Genomic DNA, 19489 nt, shown 5'->3' on the forward strand with positions numbered 1-19489 from the left:
TTACCCGTCCATCACTGTCTGGAAGTCTCGATGAGCGAAACGGATCTGCCCGTGCCCTCCGTCCCCAACGCGCGCGACGCCGTGCGCGCACTGCGTCCTTCACAGATCCGGGAAGTCGCGAACGCCGGTTTCGGCGTTGCGGACGTGTTGCCGTTCTGGTTCGGCGAGTCCGACCGGGTGACCCCGGCTTTCATCCGCGACGCCGCTAGCGCTGCATTGGCTGCCGGCGCCACCTTCTATACGCATAACCTGGGTATTGCGCCGTTGCGGGCGGCGCTCGCGGACTACGTCAGCAAGTTGCACGGGCCGACGTCGTCCGATCACATTGCGGTGACGAGCGCCGGCGTCAACGCACTGATGCTGGCCGCGCAGCTGGTGGTGGGCGCGGGCGACCGCGTTGTCGCGGTCACGCCGCTGTGGCCGAATCTGGTCGAGATTCCCAAGATTCTGGGCGCGCATGTAGAAACCGTCGCGCTGGGCTACGGTGAGCGCGGCTGGCAACTCGATCTCGAACAGTTGCTGGCGGCGCTGACGCCGGACACGAAGATGCTGCTGATCAACTCGCCGAACAATCCGACCGGCTGGGTGATGAGCCGCGACGAGCAGCGCGCCGTGCTGGCGCATTGCCGCCGCCACGGCATCTGGATCGTCGCCGACGAAGTCTACGAGCGTCTTTATTACGCGGCCCCTGAAGCTGGCGTTGAGAGTACCCATTCACGCACGGCGCCGTCGTTTCTCGATCTCGCCACGCGCGACGAACGCGTGATCTGCGTGAATTCGTTTTCCAAGGCGTGGCTGATGACCGGTTGGCGGCTCGGCTGGATCGTCGCGCCGGCCTCGCTGATGGACGATCTGGGCAAGCTGGTCGAATACAACACGTCGTGTGCACCGGCTTTCGTCCAGCAGGCGGGCATCGCGGCCGTCCAGCAGGGCGAGCGCTTCACACAGGAACTGGTGCTCGACCTGAAGGCATCGCGCGACCATCTGGTGCGGGCGCTGTCCGCGGTGCCGGGTGTCGACGTGAAGGCGCCGCCCGGGGCGATGTATGTGTTTTTCTCGATGCCGGGCGCGTCGCGCAGTCTCGAGCTATGCAAAGCCATGGTGCGCGAAGTGGGCCTGGGCGTGGCGCCCGGCAGCGCGTTTGGTCCGCAAGGCGAGGGTTTCGTGCGCTGGTGCTATGCCTGCGACACGGCGCGGCTGGACGTGGGTGTCGAGCGTCTGAAGCGTTTCCTCGCGCAGCACGGTACGCGTTGAGGCGCGGCGGAAAGGGCGCTTGGCGTGACTGAAGGGCCCGTAAGGTTCCAATTAAGGGTCCATTTCAGTCCGATTCTCGTGCATTTCCGCCTGGTTTTCCGCGAAAGCACGCAGCTTGGGACGTCGCTTAAAAATGCGCCGGGGATTTCGTCTTTACGCACTGGTTGTTTTTGCGTAATATGGCGCTCAGTCACGCGATTCCTTTCAGGAATATCGCTGCTCCGTCCGGCTGGGTTTGGCTCGATTGCCTGTTTCGCCTCCCCCCGGTGCGTGCTCCCATCAATATGACCGATCAGAATCGGGCGAGCGCGTCTTCAGTTCCACATCGTCTGTTTGATCCGGTTCTTTGACCACAGGGTCTGACCTAGCTGCATGAATACCCAAGAGGCGAAGATCGTCCTCGAGACTGCCTTGATCTGCGCGCAGGAGCCGTTAAAGCTCGTCGATTTGCGCAAGCTCTTTGCCGACGGCGTGTCGGCAGACACTGTTCGGAATTTGCTCGAGGACCTGAAGCAGGATTGGTCTGGGCGCGGTGTGGAGCTGGTCGGGCTGGCGTCGGGCTGGCGATTTCAAAGCAAGCCCGCGATGCGTTCGTACCTGGATCGTTTGCATCCCGAGAAACCGCCGAAGTATTCGCGCGCGGTGCTCGAGACGCTCGCGATCATTGCGTACAGGCAACCGGTCACGCGCGGCGATATCGAAGAGATTCGCGGCGTCACGGTAAATACGCAGGTCGTCAAGCAACTCGAGGATCGCGGCTGGATCGAAGTGATCGGCCATCGTGATGTGCCGGGGCGTCCGGCGCTGTACGCGACAACGCGGCAATTTCTCGACGACCTCGGTTTGAAGGCGCTCGACGAATTACCACCGCTCGCGGATCCGTCGGCGCAACTGAATGCGGATCTGCTCGGTCAGCATGCGATCGAGTTTTCCGAGGCCGGGGCCGTACAGGCATTGGCTTCGGACGAAGAGAGCCCGCTCGAAGGGCCGTCGGAATCTGTCATCGGGGAGGCTGACGCTGAAGTAGGCGAATCTCTCGACGAGACTGCCGATCACGGCCACGTTGAGGCGGTTGGCGAGGCGGCCGGAACGGAAATCGCCGGCGAACACGCTGAAGAGCATCAAACGCCGGCCGCTCAGACGCAGCACGCGGAGCCGGCTGAGGCCAGCGGGGCAGTCGAAGCAGGCGAAACTGAACTTGCCGAGGCAAGGCATGATCCGGCGGACGCCGCACCGGCGCCTGAGTCCCATCAGAGCGCTGCAGCAGCGCCGAATGGGCAGGAACATGCCGAAGCGGCGAACGTTGAACCGCAGGCCGGCGCCGCCGAGCCCGCACTGAATCACGATCCGGTCTCCCAGGCCGATCCGGCAATACCCGCGCACGACTCGGGCGTACTCCGCAATACGGAGCACGCCGCCGAGCCGAACCCGACCACGGCAGCGCACGGCGATCCTGAGGATCGTCGCGATGCTGCACAGGACGCAGGCATTCTGACCGACGACGAACCCGAGTCGCGCAGCGCCTGACGTAACCGAACTTTTTTTGCCGCGCCCGCAATGGGCGCGCGCGACCTGACATTTTGAGGTTGTTTTGACACATACCCACGACACCGATTCGTCCGAATCCGAGCGCGCCGTGCCGTCGGCACGCGCCGACGAAGCGCGTACCACGCAAGCGTCGGCAGGCGAGGGCGAGCGCCCGGCGCAGGCCACGGAAGCAGACGGTGAAGACCGTCCGCGCCGCGGCCTGCGTCGCGGGCCGCGCAGCCTGATCGCGCGGCGCCGCGCCGGAGCGAAGACGAAGGGCGCCGAAGGCGCGCCCGCGCAAGGAGCGCCGGTCGTCACCGAAACGCCGCCGGACGGCGAGGTGGTCGCGCAGGTGCGCATGCCACGCAAGGATGGCGGCGCCAAGGGCCAGGGCCCGCGTCGCAATGCGGGCGGCGCGAAGCGCGAGGGTGGTCAGCGCGAAGGTGCGCCCCGCGAGGGCGGCCCCCGTGAAGGTGGGCGCGGCGAGCGTCAGCCGCGCGAAGGTGGTCAGCGTCAGAATCGCCGTGGCGCCGAAGCGCCGGTGGCAATCGCAGCCGAAGCGAATCCGGACGATCTGTTCTCGTACGTCACCTCGCCCGCATTCGATGCGGACAACAGCGCAACCGGCGGCGTACGCGCCCCGATGCTGCGCCGTGGCAAGCCGGCCGCGCCCAAGCGCGTCCTAGCTGCGGACGACGATGCGCCGAAGCTGCACAAGGTGCTGGCCGAAGCCGGCATGGGCTCGCGCCGCGACATGGAAGAACTGATCGTCGCCGGCCGCGTGTCGGTGAACGGCGAGCCGGCTCACATCGGCCAGCGCATCATGCCGACCGACCAGGTCCGCATCAATGGCAAGCCGGTCAAGCGCAAGCTGGCCAACAAGCCGCCGCGCGTGCTGCTGTACCACAAACCGACTGGCGAAATCGTCAGCCACGCCGATCCGGAAGGCCGTCCGTCGGTGTTCGACAAGCTGCCGCCCATGAAGACCGCCAAGTGGCTCGCGGTCGGCCGCCTCGACTTCAACACCGAAGGTCTGCTGATGCTGACCACCTCGGGCGATCTGGCGAACCGTTTCATGCATCCGCGTTACAGCGTCGAGCGTGAATATGCGGTGCGCGTGGTCGGCGAGCTGGCGGAAGGTATGCGTCAGAAGCTGTTGCACGGCGTCGAGCTGGAAGACGGCCCGGCGAATTTCCTGCGCATCCGCGACGGCGGCGGCGAAGGCACCAATCACTGGTATCACGTCGCGCTCGCCGAAGGGCGTAATCGCGAAGTGCGCCGCATGTTCGAAGCAGCCGGCCTGATGGTCAGCCGCCTGATTCGCACGCGTCATGGCCCGATCTCGCTGCCGAAGGGCTTGAAGCGCGGTCGCTGGGAAGAGCTCGAAGACAATCAGGTGCGCGCGCTGATGGCGTCGGTCGGCCTGAAGGCGCCGTCGGAAGAAAAGGGTGGCCGCCGAGAGGCGCCGGAGCGTAAGCAGCCGGACCCGATGCAAACGTCGATGGGCTTCATTGGCCGCGAACCGGTGCTGATGTCGCATGGCCGTTTCGACCAGCAACAGCCGCGCGGTCAAGGCCGTCGCGGTGCGGCGGGTGGCGGCTTCGGCGGTGGTGCGGGCGGTGGGTTTGGCGGCAGTAGCGGCAGCGGCGGCGGTTACGGCAATCGCGGCGCTGGCCGCAGCGCCGGTGGTTTCAGCGGCCCGATGGGTGGCGGCGGTGCACCTGGCCCGCGTGGCGGCCGTGACGTCGACGGCAATCGCGCGCCGTCGGGCAATGGCAATCGTGCGGCCGGCGGCGGTAAGCGCGCTGGCGGCCCTGGCGGCGGCAATCCGGGCGGCGGTAGCCGCGGGCCGGCCGGCAATCGCGGCGGTAACGCCAATCGCGCCGGTGGCGGTGGCAACCCCAACGCGGGTGGCGCCAATCGTGGTGGTGGCGCACCGCGCGGCCGTTCGCGTGGCCGTTAAGCGGCAAGTAACTTGAGCATGACGGTTGGCCGCTGATCGTTCATCAACGATTTACGCTTCGCCGCCGTCAGAATCGATCGACGAGCTCCGCGGATTTCATCGTAAGTTTCATCTGATGCATAAAACCGCGGCGTGCGCATAAGTAGGGGCAGAGTTTTCTCGCCCTGCTTGTCCGGCGCAGGTTCGAGGCGGCGCAAGCCGCCTTGCAAAAGGCCCGGCGCGCCGCCATATCGTTGAAAGATTCCCATGAAATCAAGCGGAAATGCGCTCCCTACGGCGTTCTGCGGTTTGCGTTTGTCCCGAAAAATGGCTACAATCGCGGAGTCGCTGGGCGTGCGGCTTTTCATGTGCGGCTCAGGTGCGACCACCGGTAATAAGATGATGGGCGTTTAGCCCATTTTTTTTTGCCGCGCAGTTCTAAGTGGTTCGGCATCTCGGGTAGCACGAACGTGCGCCGGCTTGGCGCGCGGCCCGCATTGGTGTTTGCAGACAAACCCGGCAGGTCTCGCCGCGCGAACATCTTAGAGGGCACTGTGCAACTGACGGAACTGATTGAAACCACGGTCGTGGGACTCGGCTACGAGCTCGTCGATCTCGAGCGCACCGGGCGCGGCATGCTGTGTATTTATATCGACCAGCCGGCCGGCATCGCGATCGAAGACTGCGAGAAAGTCACGCGTCAGCTCCAGCACGTTCTGACGGTCGAAAATATCGATTATGAGCGGCTTGAAGTGTCGTCGCCGGGTCTCGACCGCCCGCTGAAAAAACTGGCGGATTTTGAACGCTTCGCAGGCAGCGAAGTGGTAATCACATTGAAAAAGCCATTGGACGGACGGAAATCGTACCGGGGCATCCTGCATGCTCCGCAAGGCGAAACGATCGGTCTGGAATTTGAAGGGAAGGAAGGCGCCGCGATGCTCGATTTCACCGTCGCGGATATCGATAAGGCACGCCTCGTTCCGAAAGTTGACTTTAGGAGCCGCAAACAATGAGTCGCGAAGTGTTGATGCTGGTGGATGCGCTGGCACGCGAGAAGAACGTCGATAAAGACGTGGTATTTGCCGCGCTCGAGGCGGCCCTCGCTTCGGCCTCCAAGAAACTCTTCGAAGAAGACGCGGATATCCGCGTCCAGATCGACCGTGAAAGCGGCGAGCACGAAACGTTTCGCCGCTGGAAAGTGGTGCCGGACGAAGCCGGCCTGCAAGAGCCGGATCAGGAAATCCTGCTGTTCGAAGCACGCGAACAGAAGCCGGAAATCCAGCTCGACGAATACATCGAAGAACCGGTGCCGTCGATCGAATTCGGCCGTATCGGCGCGCAGGCCGCCAAGCAGGTGATCCTGCAGAAGGTGCGCGACGCGGAACGCGAGCAGATCCTGAACGACTTCCTCGAGCGCGGCGAGCACATCATGACCGGCTCGGTGAAGCGCCTGGACAAGGGCAACTTCATCGTCGAAACCGGCCGTGTCGAAGCGCTGCTGCGCCGCGACCAGCTGATTCCGAAGGAAAATCTGCGCGTGGGCGACCGCGTGCGCGCCTATATCGCCAAGGTCGATCGCACCGCTCGCGGTCCGCAGATCGAACTGTCGCGTACGGCGCCCGAATTCCTGATGAAGCTGTTCGAAATGGAAGTGCCGGAAATCGAACAAGGCCTGCTGGAAATCAAGGCGGCAGCCCGTGATCCGGGCGTGCGCGCCAAGATCGGCGTGATCGCTTATGACAAGCGCATCGATCCGATCGGCACCTGCGTCGGTATCCGCGGTTCGCGTGTCCAGGCCGTGCGTAACGAGCTTGGTGGCGAAAACGTCGACATCGTGCTATGGTCGGAAGATCCCGCTCAGTTTGTGATCGGCGCGCTCGCGCCGGCAGCCGTCCAGTCGATCGTCGTCGATGAAGAAAAACATTCGATGGACGTCGTCGTAGACGAAAACGAACTGGCGGTCGCGATCGGCCGCAGCGGCCAGAACGTGCGTCTTGCCAGCGAACTCACCGGCTGGCAGATCAACATCATGACGCCGGACGAATCTGCGCAAAAGCAGAATCAGGAGCGCGGTGTACTGCGTGACCTGTTCATGGCGCGTCTCGATGTCGACGAAGAAGTTGCCGACATCCTGATCGACGAAGGCTTTACGAGCCTCGAAGAGATCGCTTATGTGCCGCTCAACGAGATGCTCGAAATCGAAGCATTCGACGAAGACACCGTTCACGAACTGCGTAATCGCTCGCGCGATGCGTTGTTGACGTTGGCGATCGCGAATGAAGAAAAGGTCGAGAATGTTGCACTCGACCTGAAGAGCCTGGACGGCATGGATGCCGACCTGCTCGCCAAGCTTGCCGAACATCAGATCCAGACGCGCGACGAACTCGCCGAGCTGGCTGTGGATGAACTGGTTGAGATGACCGGAATGGAAGAGGATGCCGCTAAGGCGTTGATCATGAAAGCACGTGAACATTGGTTCCAGTGAGAAATGACCATGGCGCACTAAATTGAACGCGGCCGTTAGGCCGCATGACAAGATGCTAACCGCAAGGAATCGGTCCTTGCATTAAGAGGAATGAATGGCGAGTAACAACGTAGCCCAATTTGCCGCGGAACTGAAAATGCCTGCAGGCGTGCTCCTTGAGCAGCTTCAGGCAGCAGGCGTCACGAAAGCGAGCGAAGACGACAGCTTGTCCGAAACGGACAAGGCGCGTCTGCTCGACCACTTGCGCAAGTCTCACGGCTCGACTGATGCGGACAAGCGCAAGATCACGCTGACGAAACGGCATACGTCGGAGATCAAGCAATCCGACGCGACGGGCAAAGCTCGCACCATTCAGGTCGAGGTGCGTAAGAAGCGCACTTTCGTCCGCCGCGACGAATCCTCCGCTGAAGGCGGGGATGCATCGAATCATGTGGCCGAAGCTGATGTAGACGATCTCGAACTCCAGCGTCGTGAAGAGGAAGCTCGTCACGAAGCCGAGCTGCTCGAAAAGCAGGCTCAGGAGTTGAAGGCGCGTCAGGAACAGCTCGAGCGCGAAGAAGCCGAACGTCAGGCGCGCGAGCAGGCTGCTGAAGCCGAGCGTCGTCGTGCGGAAGAAGAAGCGGCGAAGAAGCGCGCAGCGGCTGCGGCCGAAGCGGCGGCTCGCGAACAGGCTCAGGCTGCCCAGCCGGCGCAGGCCGCCAAGGCGGCGAAGGCTGAACCGGTTGCGGCCAAGGCTGCAGAACCGGCGGCTGCCAAGGAAAGCGAGCAGGACGACGAGCGCGCCGCGGCAGAACGCGCAGCTCAACGCGAAGCAGCGAAGAAAGCGGAAGACGCAGCGCGTCAGGCCGCCGAGAAAACGCGCGCCGAGCAGGAAGAAGTCAGCAAGCGCCGTGCGGCGGCAGAAGCCGAAGCACGTGCGATTCGCGAAATGATGAACACGCCGCGCAAGGCGCAGGTCAAGGCGCCGGAACCGGCACCGAAGCCCGCTGAGCCGGCCAAGCCGGTGGAAGCCAAGGGCACGCTGCACAAGCCGGCGCGTCCGGCGGGTGAAGCACCGGCACGTCCGGCCGCCAAGAAGCCGGCTGCTGCGGCTCCGGCTGCAACGACCACGCCGTCGGCTGGCGACAAGAAGAAGCCGGGCGGTGGCAAGGGCGGCTGGCAGGACGACGCAGCGAAGCGCCGCGGTATCAAGACGCGTGGCGATTCGAGCGGCGGTGTCGATCGCGGCTGGCGCGGCGGCCCGAAGGGCCGCGGCAAGCATCAGGATCAGAACACCACGTTCCAGGCGCCGACCGAACCGATCGTGCGTGAAGTGCACGTGCCGGAAACCATCACGGTCGCCGATCTGGCGCACAAGATGGCGGTGAAGGCATCGGAGGTCATCAAGTCGATGATGAAGCTCGGCCAGATGGTCACGATCAACCAGATGCTGGACCAGGAAACGGCGATGATCATCGTCGAGGAATTGGGCCACCACGCGGTTGCCGCCAAGCTGGACGATCCGGAAGCCATGCTGGTCGAAGGCGAGATCACGGACGCAGAAGCACTGCCGCGTCCGCCGGTCGTCACGGTCATGGGTCACGTCGACCACGGCAAGACCTCGCTGCTCGACTACATTCGCCGCGCCAAGGTTGCAGCGGGTGAAGCGGGCGGGATTACGCAGCACATCGGCGCGTATCACGTCGAAACGCCGCGCGGTGTCATTACGTTCCTCGATACGCCGGGCCACGAAGCATTTACGGCCATGCGTGCTCGCGGTGCGAAGGCAACCGACATCGTGATTCTGGTGGTCGCAGCCGACGACGGCGTGATGCCGCAAACGAAGGAAGCGATTGCCCACGCGAAGGCAGGCGGCGTGCCGCTCGTCGTCGCGATCAACAAGATCGACAAGCCGGATGCGAATCCGGAGCGCGTCAAGCAGGAACTCGTCGCGGAAGGCGTCGTGCCGGAAGAATATGGTGGCGATTCGCCGTTCGTGTCGGTGTCGGCTAAAACCGGCGCGGGCATCGACGACCTGCTCGAAAACGTGCTGCTGCAAGCCGAAGTGCTGGAGCTGAAGGCACCGGTCGAAGCGCCGGCCAAGGGTCTCGTTATCGAAGCGAAGCTCGATAAGGGTAAGGGTCCGGTTGCAACGATCCTGGTCCAGTCGGGTACGCTGAACCGCGGCGACGTGGTGCTGGCAGGTAGCGCTTACGGTCGCGTGCGAGCCATGCTCGACGAAACCGGCAAGCCGACCAAGTCGGCAGGCCCGTCGATCCCGGTTGAGATTCAAGGTCTGTCGGAAGTGCCGCAAGCGGGCGAAGAAGTCATCGTCATGCCGGACGACCGCAAGGCGCGTGAAGTCGCGTTGTTCCGTCAAGGCAAGTTCCGCGACGTCAAGCTGGCCAAGCAACAGGCCGCGAAGCTCGAGAACATGCTGGAGCAGATGGGCGAAGGCGAAGTGGCGTACATGCCGCTCATCGTCAAGGCCGACGTGCAAGGTTCGCAGGAAGCTCTGGTGCAGTCGCTGCTCAAGCTGTCGACCGACGAAGTCCGTGTGCAGATCGTGCACGGCGCTGTCGGCGGCATCAGCGAGTCGGACGTCAACCTGGCTACGGCTTCGAAGGCGGTCATCATCGGCTTCAACACCCGTGCTGATGCACAGGCGCGCAAGCTGGCGGAAACCAACGGCGTCGATATTCGCTACTACAACATCATCTATGACGCAGTGGATGAAGTGAAGGCTGCGATGTCGGGCATGCTGGCACCGGAGAAGCGCGAAGTCGTGACGGGTACGGTCGAAGTGCGTCAGGTCTTCAAGGTACCGAAGATCGGCGCGGTGGCCGGCTGTATGGTCACGGACGGTTTCGTCAAGCGCTCGTCGTCGGTGCGCGTGCTGCGCAACAACGTCGTCATCTTCACGGGCGAGCTCGATTCGCTCAAGCGCTTCAAGGACGACGTCAAGGAAGTCCGTCAGGGCTTCGAGTGCGGTATGTCGATCAAGAACTTCAACGATATCGTCGAAGGCGATCAGTTCGAAGTCTTCGAAGTTACCGAAGTCGCGCGTACGCTGTAATTCACGCGGCATTGGCTCAACGGGCGGAGCGGGCTTAAGCGCCCGCTTCGCCCGTTGTCTTTGGGCCCGCGCATTTGTCGCGTATTGCGCCCCGCGGTGGCTTGCAGTCGCTATCAAGCCGCTCATTGCCGTCCGGGCAATCACCACCTCGGTTCGCGCGAACAACTTTATTGCATCCGTCAGAACGGAGCACACAAACACCATGCCTAAAAAACGTTCTTCTCCCAATCGCAACGTGCAGATCGCCGATCAGATCCAGCGTGACCTGTCCGAGCTGCTGCGCGAGGTCAAGGATCCGCGCATCGGCCTCGTCACGATTCAAAGTGTCGAGTTGACGCCCGACTACGCACACGCGAAGGTCTACTTCACGACGCTAACCGGCGACCCGCAGCAGACGCTCGAAGCGCTCAACCACGCGGCCGGCCATCTGCACAATCAGCTGTTCAAGCGCCTGCACATCCATACCGTGCCGACGCTGCATTTCCATTACGACCAGACGATCGAACGGGCCGTCGAAATGTCCCGTCTGATCGACGAGGCGAATGCCAATCGCGCGAAAGAAGACTGAGCGCGCGGGTTGAACGTTGTTCTCCGCGTTCCGGGCTGCGCTGCGTCAGTTGCAGCTCATTTGGCGCTGTTTCCGTACACTTCGAAGACTCTGTCTTTCTGACATGACCGCACCTCAACGCCCCCGCGTGCCGCGTCGCGCGCTCGACGGCGTACTGCTGCTCGACAAACCGCTCGGCCTGTCGAGCAACGACGCGCTGATTCGCGCGAAGCGTCTCTACCTGGCGAAAAAGGCGGGCCACACAGGCACGCTCGATCCACTTGCCACCGGTCTTTTGCCGCTGTGTTTCGGCGAAGCGACCAAGTTTTCGCAAGACCTGCTCGAAGCCGACAAGACCTATGAGGCGACCATGCGCCTCGGTATCCGCACGACCACCGGCGACGCCGAAGGCGAAGCCATCGACACGCGCGACGTGACGTGCGATCAGGCCGCGGTAGAGGCGGCCATGCAGAAATTTCTCGGCGACATCGTTCAGGTCCCACCGATGTACTCGGCGCTCAAGCGCGACGGCAAGCCGCTATACGAATACGCGCGCGCCGGCCAGACGGTGGAGCGCGAAGGGCGTCAGGTGACGATTCACGCGCTCGAGATGCTTGCCTGCGCGTTGCCCGACGTGACGTTTCGCGTGACGTGCAGCAAAGGCACCTATGTGCGCACGCTTGCTGAGGATATCGGTGAAGCGCTGGGTTGTGGTGCGCATCTGGTCGCGCTGCGGCGTACCGGTGTCGGCGCGCTGACGCTGGAGAATTCGGTGACGCTCGACGCGTTGTCCGATGCGACGGAGAGCGAGCGCGATACGTGGCTGCAACCGGTCGATGCGTTGTTGTCCACGTTCCCGCTTGTCACGCTGGACGAAGACGCGACCCGTCGCTTCCTGCATGGGCAACGCCTGAAGCTCTCCGAGTTGACCATTGTCGGCGATGCGGTGAATGCGCCGCGCGTACGCGTGTATGCAGCGGACGGTCGTCTGCTTGGCGTCGCGAAGCAAGGCGAGGGCGTGCTGGCGCCGGAACGGCTCGTGGTTACCGCAGCGAGCTAACGCGGAACTTAAGCGCCGCCTCGTCAGCAGCAGCAACAAAAAAGGCGGGACCGCTCACCAGCGGCCCCGCCTTTTATTACATACATACAGCTCGCGTCGCGGACTAATAAAACCAGAACCTCAATGCGCCGCCGCAGCTGCCGCACCTGCATCACCGCCGGCGCGTTCAGGCTTTGCCATCCAGATCAGCGCGATCAGTGCGACAAAGATCCCCGCCGATACAAAGAACAGATCGTTCACGCCCAACTGCGCGGCCTGCTGCGTCGCCATCGTATTGAACAGACCATATGCCTGCGGCTGACTGAAGCCCGCCGCACCCATCTGCCGGATCGACTGATCGAACACCGGGTTGTACGCACTCGCCTGTTCGGCCAGTTGCGCATGATGCATGATGGTGCGGTGATCCCACGCGGTCTGGAAAATCGACGTGCCGATACCGCCGCACATGATCCGCACGAAATTCGACAAGCCCGACGCCGCCGGAATCCGGTTGCCCGGCAAACCCGACAACGTGATCGACACCAGCGGGATGAAGAACCCGGCCATGCCGATCCCCTGAATCAACGTGGGCATGAGCAGCGAATAAGTATCGACGCCAGTCGTATAACGTGAGCGCATCCAGAAGCACAGCGCAAACACGAGGAACGACAAGGTCGCGATATAGCGCGGATCGGTACGCGGCAACACCTTGCCGGTGATCGGCGACAGCAGCACGGCGAACAGGCCGACCGGCGCCATCACGAGACCTGCTTCGGTGGCGGTGTAGCCGATATCGGTTTGCAGCCACAACGGCAGCAACACGAGGTTGCCGAAGTAGAGTCCGTAGCCGATCGACAACGCAATCGTACCGCTCGTGAAATTGCGCCGGCTGAAGAGCGACAGGTCGACCACCGGATGCTCGGCCGTCAATTCCCACACAATGAAGAACGCGAGCGAAATCACCGCAACCAGCGCCAGCACGACGATGGTGGTCGACGAGAACCAGTCGAGATCCTTGCCCTTGTCGAGCATCACCTGCAACGAGCCGACCCAGAGGATCAGCAGACCGAGGCCGACGCCGTCGATCGGCGCCTTTTTGACGACAGAATCGCGATTACGGAAGATCGTCCACGTTGCCACCGCGGCGATCGCACCGACCGGAATGTTGACGTAGAAAATCCACGGCCACGAGATGTTGTCCGAGATCCAGCCGCCAAGAATCGGCCCGGCCACCGGTGCGATCAGCGTGGTCATCGCCCACATCGACAAAGCCATCGGCGCCTTGGCGCGTGGATAGCTCGCGAGCAGCAGCGTTTGCGACAGCGGAATCATCGGGCCGGCGACGGCGCCTTGCAGCACGCGCGAGGCCAGCAGGAACGGCAGAGTGGGGGCGAGACCGCACATCCACGACGAGATCACGAACAGGATGATCGACGCCATGAACAGGCGCACCTGGCCGATACGATCGGTGAGCCAGCCGGTCAGCGGCACGGAGATCGCGTTTGCCACCGCGAACGACGTAATCACCCATGTGCCCTGGTCGGACGACACACCGAGGTCGCCTGAAATGGACGGGATCGACACGTTCGCAATCGACGTGTCGAGCACGTTCATGAACACGGCGAGCGACACCGCGATGGTGCCGATCACCAGTTGCGCGCCCTCGAGCGGCGGATGAGGGACTTGCGCCTGAGCCTGAGCCATTAAAAAAGCCTTCTATGAATCGTCGCGCCGCTTACATCAGCTTCGCGGCGGCCTTGGTAGCGCCGCCAGCTTGAGCCGACTTCTGCGAGCCGCCGTTCGGACCTGCATTCTCCGAAATGATGCGGGCGATTTCCGCATCCGCCTGGTCGCCGTACTTGTCGAACACGTTGGTCTGATAAACCGTGTTCGGCGCCTGGCCAAGCTGGCCGCCCTGGTCGTCCTTGATGCTCACGTCGGCTTGCATCGACAGGCCGATACGCAGCGGATGCTTTTCAAGTTCCTGCGGGTCGAGCGCGATCCGCACCGGCAGACGCTGGACCACCTTGATCCAGTTGCCGGTTGCGTTCTGCGCGGGCAGCAGCGAGAACGCCGAACCCGTACCCGCCGAGAAGCCAACCACCTTGCCGTGGAACACCACCGACGAACCGTACACGTCGGCCGTCAACTCGACCGGCTGGCCGATGCGCATGTGCTTCAATTGCACTTCCTTGAAGTTCGCATCGACCCACACTCCGCCCAGCGGCACGATAGCCATCAGCGGGGTGCCCGGCGAGACGCGCTGGCCGACCTGCACCGAGCGCTTCGCAACGTAGCCCGTGACCGGCGCCGGCAGGTTGTTACGCGCGTTGGCCAGATACGCGTCGCGGACCTTCGCAGCGGCAGCCTGCACGTTCGGGTGATTGGCGATCGTGGTGTTGGCAGTCAGCGCGCGGTTTGACGCCAGTTGTTGCTCAGCGGCGTCGACCGAGGCTTGCGCGCTCTTCACGGCGTCGCGGGCGTGCGAGATTTCTTCCGCTGACACGGCGCCGGTTTGCGCGACTGTCAGGCGGCGCTTCAGGTCGTCCTGGGCGCGCGACAGATCGGACTGGCGCTGGGCAACTTGCGCCTGGTACTGGTTGTCGTCGGCGAACAGGCCGCGCACCTGACGCACCGTCTGCGCGAGATTCGCTTCGGCCTGTTCGAGGGCGACGCGCGCGTCGGCCGGATCGAGCACGACGAGTGGGTCGCCGGCCTTCACGGTCTGCGTGTCGTCTGCGTTCACGGCGACAACCGTGCCGGTGACCTGCGGCGTGATCTGCACGACGTTGCCGTTCACGTAGGCGTCGTCGGTGTCCTCATGGAAGCGTGCGTCGAGGAAGTAGTACAGGCCGTAGGCGACCGCGGCGATCAGGATCACGATGACGAGCAGCGTCATCATGCGCTTGCGTTTGCCGTTGTTCGCCGGCGGTTGTGCCGGTTGAGTCGGCTGCGGGGCCGGCTGCTGAGTCGGCTGTGTAGTAGCCGCGGGCTGTTGGGTGGTGCTCATTGATGTGCTCCGGGTTCTCTCAAGCGTCGTCGTTTATTCGGATGTTTATGCGAGTGTGGGTCGCGTCGATGTGGCTTCAGTTTGCAGCGGCGGTCGCAGCGGTGGCCGATGCGGCGGCGGCCGGTGCCGGGGCATCGGTCGGCACCACGAGGCCGGTTTGCGTGGCGTCGAAACCGCCACCGAGCGCCTTGATGAGGCCGATCTGCAGATCGCGGCGGCGCATCTTCAGGCCCGTTACCGTCTGTTCGGCGGCAAGGCGGTTCTGGTCGGCGGTCAGCACCTGCAACTGCGGCGACAAACCGGCCTTGTAGCGGATCACCGCCAGCTGATAGGCCTTGGTCGACGCGTCGAGCGCGCGCTGTGCGTCGCCCGATTGCTGGTCGATCGAACGGATCGACGACACTTGCGTCGCGACATCCGAGAGCGCATTGATCAGCGTCTGGTTGTAGTCCGCCACATCGAGGTCGAAGTCCGCGTAGCGCCCCTTCAACTGCGAGCGCAGCGCGCCAGCGTCGAAGATCGGCAGGTGAATCGCCGGACCGAATTGCATCTGACGGCTGCCCGACTTGAGGAAACGGCCCCAGCCGAACGCATCGAAACCGAAACCGGCGGCGAGGTTGACGTCCGGGAAGAACTCGGCCTTCGCCTCCTTCACGTCGTGCATCGCGGCTTCGACCTGCCAGCGTGCGGCGACGATATCCGCGCGACGCGCCACTAGGTCGGCCGGCAGATTGTTCGGCAGCGCTACCGTGTCACCGGTGGTAAGAAGCGGCTTGGCGATCTGCAAGCCACGATCCGGACCCTTGCCTAGCAGCGCGCCCAACTGATAGCGCGCCACGGTGATCTGGCCGTCGAGATCGGTCAGGTTCGCCTGGCTGGTCGCGATGTTGCCGTTCGCGGTTTCCCGTTCGACGTTGGTGTCGAGCCCGGCGGATACGCGGCCATTGGTGATGCGGCTGATGTCCTGGCGGTTGGCGATTTCGCGCGCGGCGATGTCGCGGAATGCGTACAACTGGGCGAGCTGGTTATAGGTGCTCGCCACGGAGGAGGCGAGCGTGACGCGCGCCTGCTGCATGTCGGCTTCAGCGGCTTTTTCCTGTGACACGGCCTGGCCCAGACGCTGGCGGTTCTTGCCCCACAGGTCCAGATCCCACGACGCGCTCGCCAGCACGTTGTTCTCGCTATACCAGGTGCCGCCGTACGGAGGCGGGTAGAGCGCATTCGCCGAGAACAGCTCGCGGGTCCACGAGTAGCTGCCGTTGACCTTCGGATACAGCGCCGAGCGCGAGCTTTCAATGTAGGACGAAGCCTTGGCGAGGCGAGCCTGCGCCTGCGCGATCGAGGGGCTGCCTTCCAGCGCTTCCGCGATCAGCTTCGGCAGTTGGGGGTCACCGAACTGGTTGGCCCAATCGAGCGACGGCCACTGGCCGCCTTGGCCCGGCAGGCTCTGGGTGGACTCGTACTGAGCCGGCGACGAGATCTGCTTGTCGCTCTTCATGCCGAAGTAGTTCGCGCACCCCGTGAGGACGAGCGCCGTCACCGCGGCGGCGACAGCGGCCCGGCTCGAAAGTGCGGGCGCGGACAGGGAAAGGGATTTCATCGCTCGACTCTTTGAGTGGAATGTAATGATGGACGCTGCAAGCAATTTATTACGATTTGCTGTCAAAATTGCTTGCTGCATCACGGGTTAGTCCCGTTTGTTCGCCGGAATTGATGAGTACGCGGCGCAGCATGCTCTTCAGAAAACCCACTTCTTCGGGGGTGAAGCCGCCCAGCAGGTTGTCCAGCACGCCGTTGAAAATGGCCGGCATTTTGGCCGCGATCGCATGGCCTTCCGGGGTCAGCGCGAGTCGCACGACCCGCCGGTCCTCGTTGCTGCGCACTCTTGTCAGCAGGCCGCGTTTTTCCAGCCGGTCGACCAGACGCGTGACGGCGCTTGCGTCGATGCCGTATTCGCGCGCCAGTTCGGCCGCCAGCAGGCACTTGCCGCTCGCCACCATGAACAGGATGCTGCCTTGCTGGCTGGTGATGCCCAACTCGGCCATGCTGCGCTGTGTGACCAGGTTCGACATGGTCGATTTCACTCGCGAGAGCAAATAGCCGACGCTTTCGCCCAACTGATACTCGCTGATCTCTGAGCTGGGTGTTGAGGACGGATCCGTCATGATTCTCGTGCGAATGCAATGGTTGACTAGGCAGGATTATAGACAGCGGTTGATTGACGCGGCAAGCGTTATTACAGCTTAGGCAAGGAACTTTTCCGCCTCAAGGCACAATCCGCGTGGATTTGCGTAGGATTTCGCCGAAGCCGTGTGGGACTGTTTCTTAGGCAGCGCTGCGTGGAAGGCGATGGAGCTATCAGGGAATACCAGAAAGCTTCATTTGGGCGTGCTATAATGTTGGGTTCCCAAAAGTGCGCTTTGGGCTTTGTTGGCTTCGTACACAATGCTGCTGCTGGCGCACTCAACTGTCTCCAGGTTCCTATGACTCGCGCCCTACGCAATATCGCCATCATTGCCCACGTCGACCACGGCAAGACCACGCTCGTCGACCAGCTCCTCCGCCAAACCGCTACCTTCCGCGACAACCAGGCGGTTGTCGAGCGCGTGATGGACTCGAACGACATCGAAAAGGAACGTGGCATCACGATTCTTTCGAAGAACTGCGCGGTCGAGTACGAAGGTACGCACATCAACATCGTCGACACGCCGGGCCACGCCGACTTCGGCGGTGAAGTGGAGCGCGTGCTGTCGATGGTCGACTCGGTGCTGCTGCTGGTCGATGCGGTGGAAGGCCCGATGCCGCAAACGCGCTTCGTGACCAAGAAGGCGCTGGCGCTCGGTCTCAAGCCGATCGTCGTGATCAACAAGGTCGACCGCCCGGGCGCGCGGATCGACTGGGTGATCAACCAGACCTTCGACCTGTTCGACAAGCTGGGTGCAACTGACGAACAACTCGATTTCCCGATCGTCTACGCATCGGGTCTGAACGGCTACGCCGGCCTGACGCCGGACGTGCGCGAAGGCGACATGCGTCCGCTGTTCGAAGCCGTGCTGGAACACGTGCCGGTCCGCCCGGCTGATCCGTCGGCGCCGCTGCAACTGCAGATCACGTCGCTGGATTATTCGTCGTACGTTGGCCGTATCGGCGTCGGCCGCATCACGCGCGGCACGATCAAGCCGGGCATGGCCGTCGCCGTGCGTTCGGGCCCCGACGGCGCGATCCTGAACCGCAAGATCAATCAGGTCCTGTCGTTCAAGGGTCTCGAGCGCGTGCAGGTCGATTCGGCTGAAGCCGGCGACATCGTGCTGATCAACGGTATCGAAGAAATCGGCATCGGCGTGACCATCTGCGCACCGGAACAACCGGAAGCGCTGCCGATGATCACCGTCGACGAACCGACCCTGACGATGAACTTCCTCGTCAATTCGTCGCCGCTGGCCGGCCGCGAAGGCAAGTTCGTCACGAGCCGTCAGATTCGCGACCGCCTGATGAAGGAACTGAACCACAACGTGGCGCTGCGCGTGAAAGAAACGGGCGACGAAACCACGTTTGAAGTGGCAGGCCGCGGCGAGCTGCACCTGACCATTCTGGTCGAAAACATGCGTCGTGAAGGCTACGAGCTGGCCGTGTCGCGTCCGCGCGTGGTGATGACGGAAGTCGACGGCGTGAAGCACGAGCCGTATGAAAACCTGACGGTCGACATGGAAGACGGCCACCAGGGTGGCGTGATGGAAGAGCTGGGCCGCCGCAAGGGCGAAATGCTCGACATGGCGTCGGACGGCCGTGGCCGTACGCGTCTCGAGTATCGTATTTCGGCGCGTGGGCTGATCGGTTTTCAGGGTGAATTCCTGACGCTGACGCGCGGCACGGGTCTGATGAGCCACACGTTCGACTCGTACCAGCCGGTCCGGGAAGGTGGTGTCGGCGAGCGTCGTAACGGCGTGCTGATTTCGCAGGACGACGGCGCGGCAGTGGCGTACGCACTGTGGAAGCTGCAGGATCGCGGCCGTATGTTCGTGTCGCCGGGCGAGCCGCTGTACGAAGGCATGATCATCGGCATTCACAGCCGTGACAACGACCTGGTTGTGAACCCGATCAAGGGCAAGCAACTGACCAACGTGCGTTCGTCGGGTACGGACGAAGCGGTGCGCCTCGTGCCGCCGATCCAGATGTCGCTGGAATACGCGGTTGAATTCATCGACGACGACGAACTGGTCGAAGTCACGCCGAAGTCCATCCGTCTGCGTAAGCGTTACCTGAAGGAACACGAGCGCCGCAGCGCCAGCCGTAAGGGCGCAGTGGACTAAGTCAGCATCGGCCTTAACTGGCGTGCTGTCAGGCAAAAGCCACCTTCGGGTGGCTTTTGTCATTTCTGGCGCCCCATTCGCGTTGCGTGCAATTGTTCGCGGTTGGCTGCCTGTTTGTCGTGTTTGTCCCCGTTTTTCGCAGAAGTCTGTTGCGGGTCCTGTAAAACCGGCCGAAAGCCCGTCGTAAAAGGCTTGAGCGCCAGTCCGTCTGCTATCTGCACTATCCGTTCTGTGATATGCTCCCCGGGTGCAAAGTTTTAGGTCCTTCCAAGCAAGACTTGATTCGCGCAATCCGCTAAACGGTCAGGCCGTGTCGCGGA

The 19489-nt window shown here is 63.0% G+C and carries 14 protein-coding genes; 9 read left to right on the top strand and 5 right to left on the bottom strand.

The annotated features are described in order from the left end of the window. Window positions 1-30 precede the first annotated feature (30 nt). From BM438_RS00700 to rluB, 3 genes are all read left to right on the top strand, one after another. The gene (locus BM438_RS00700) at window positions 31-1254 is read left to right on the top strand and encodes a pyridoxal phosphate-dependent aminotransferase (protein ID WP_093632449.1); all 1224 of its coding nucleotides are present in this window, start codon (window positions 31-33) and stop codon (window positions 1252-1254) included. 372 nt (window positions 1255-1626) lie between these two features. Then, window positions 1627-2781 carry an SMC-Scp complex subunit ScpB gene (scpB, locus tag BM438_RS00705; RefSeq protein ID WP_093632452.1) on the top strand — a complete coding sequence of 385 codons (1155 nt, stop codon included), beginning with the start codon at window positions 1627-1629 and terminating at the stop codon, window positions 2779-2781. A gap of 64 nt (window positions 2782-2845) precedes the next feature. Further along, window positions 2846-4744 (top strand): 23S rRNA pseudouridine(2605) synthase RluB, encoded by a 1899-nt coding sequence (gene rluB / locus BM438_RS00710; RefSeq protein WP_093632453.1) that lies wholly within the window; start codon window positions 2846-2848, stop codon window positions 4742-4744. Here rluB and BM438_RS00715 read toward each other — a convergent pair. After that, complete coding sequence (locus BM438_RS00715; protein ID WP_093632455.1) at window positions 4741-5091, bottom strand: hypothetical protein; 351 nt, start codon at window positions 5089-5091, stop codon at window positions 4741-4743. The two genes, rluB and BM438_RS00715, sit on opposite strands and share 4 nt — an antisense overlap. Window positions 5092-5277: 186 nt before the next feature. Here BM438_RS00715 and rimP point away from each other — a divergent pair, with 186 nt between their 5' ends. From rimP to truB, 5 genes are all read left to right on the top strand, one after another. Next, the gene (rimP, locus tag BM438_RS00720; RefSeq protein WP_028199738.1) at window positions 5278-5736 is read left to right on the top strand and encodes a ribosome maturation factor RimP; all 459 of its coding nucleotides are present in this window, start codon (window positions 5278-5280) and stop codon (window positions 5734-5736) included. Continuing rightward, window positions 5733-7208 (top strand): transcription termination factor NusA, encoded by a 1476-nt coding sequence (gene nusA, locus BM438_RS00725; protein WP_054034655.1) that lies wholly within the window; start codon window positions 5733-5735, stop codon window positions 7206-7208. Before rimP ends, nusA begins: the two co-directional genes overlap by 4 nt. A 94-nt stretch (window positions 7209-7302) precedes the next feature. Then, entirely contained in the window at window positions 7303-10263 is a 2961-nt protein-coding gene (gene infB, locus BM438_RS00730) for a translation initiation factor IF-2 (RefSeq protein ID WP_093632457.1), read from the top strand. Between the two features lie 202 nt (window positions 10264-10465). Continuing rightward, the gene (gene rbfA / locus BM438_RS00735) at window positions 10466-10831 is read left to right on the top strand and encodes a 30S ribosome-binding factor RbfA (RefSeq protein WP_054034654.1); all 366 of its coding nucleotides are present in this window, start codon (window positions 10466-10468) and stop codon (window positions 10829-10831) included. Between the two features lie 103 nt (window positions 10832-10934). Beyond that, complete coding sequence (truB, locus tag BM438_RS00740) at window positions 10935-11870, top strand: tRNA pseudouridine(55) synthase TruB (protein ID WP_093632460.1); 936 nt, start codon at window positions 10935-10937, stop codon at window positions 11868-11870. A 120-nt stretch (window positions 11871-11990) separates the two neighbouring features. On the opposite strand, the gene BM438_RS00745 is transcribed toward truB, so the two are convergent. From BM438_RS00745 to BM438_RS00760, 4 genes are all read right to left on the bottom strand, one after another. Beyond that, window positions 11991-13553 carry a DHA2 family efflux MFS transporter permease subunit gene (locus BM438_RS00745; protein WP_093632463.1) on the bottom strand — a complete coding sequence of 521 codons (1563 nt, stop codon included), beginning with the start codon at window positions 13551-13553 and terminating at the stop codon, window positions 11991-11993. 31 nt (window positions 13554-13584) lie between these two features. After that, window positions 13585-14859: an EmrA/EmrK family multidrug efflux transporter periplasmic adaptor subunit gene (locus tag BM438_RS00750; RefSeq protein ID WP_200618550.1), complete on the bottom strand. Its 1275-nt coding sequence runs from the start codon at window positions 14857-14859 to the stop codon at window positions 13585-13587. A 76-nt stretch (window positions 14860-14935) separates the two neighbouring features. Continuing rightward, window positions 14936-16459: an efflux transporter outer membrane subunit gene (locus BM438_RS00755; RefSeq protein WP_093632465.1), complete on the bottom strand. Its 1524-nt coding sequence runs from the start codon at window positions 16457-16459 to the stop codon at window positions 14936-14938. Between the two features lie 49 nt (window positions 16460-16508). After that, window positions 16509-17024: a MarR family winged helix-turn-helix transcriptional regulator gene (locus BM438_RS00760; protein WP_093632466.1), complete on the bottom strand. Its 516-nt coding sequence runs from the start codon at window positions 17022-17024 to the stop codon at window positions 16509-16511. 318 nt (window positions 17025-17342) lie between these two features. Here BM438_RS00760 and typA point away from each other — a divergent pair, with 318 nt between their 5' ends. After that, window positions 17343-19169 carry a translational GTPase TypA gene (gene typA, locus BM438_RS00765; protein WP_093632467.1) on the top strand — a complete coding sequence of 609 codons (1827 nt, stop codon included), beginning with the start codon at window positions 17343-17345 and terminating at the stop codon, window positions 19167-19169. Window positions 19170-19489: the final 320 nt, after the last annotated feature.

Origin of the sequence: Paraburkholderia aspalathi (assembly GCF_900116445.1) — a bacterium.
Taxonomy (GTDB): Bacteria; Pseudomonadota; Gammaproteobacteria; order Burkholderiales; family Burkholderiaceae; genus Paraburkholderia; species Paraburkholderia aspalathi.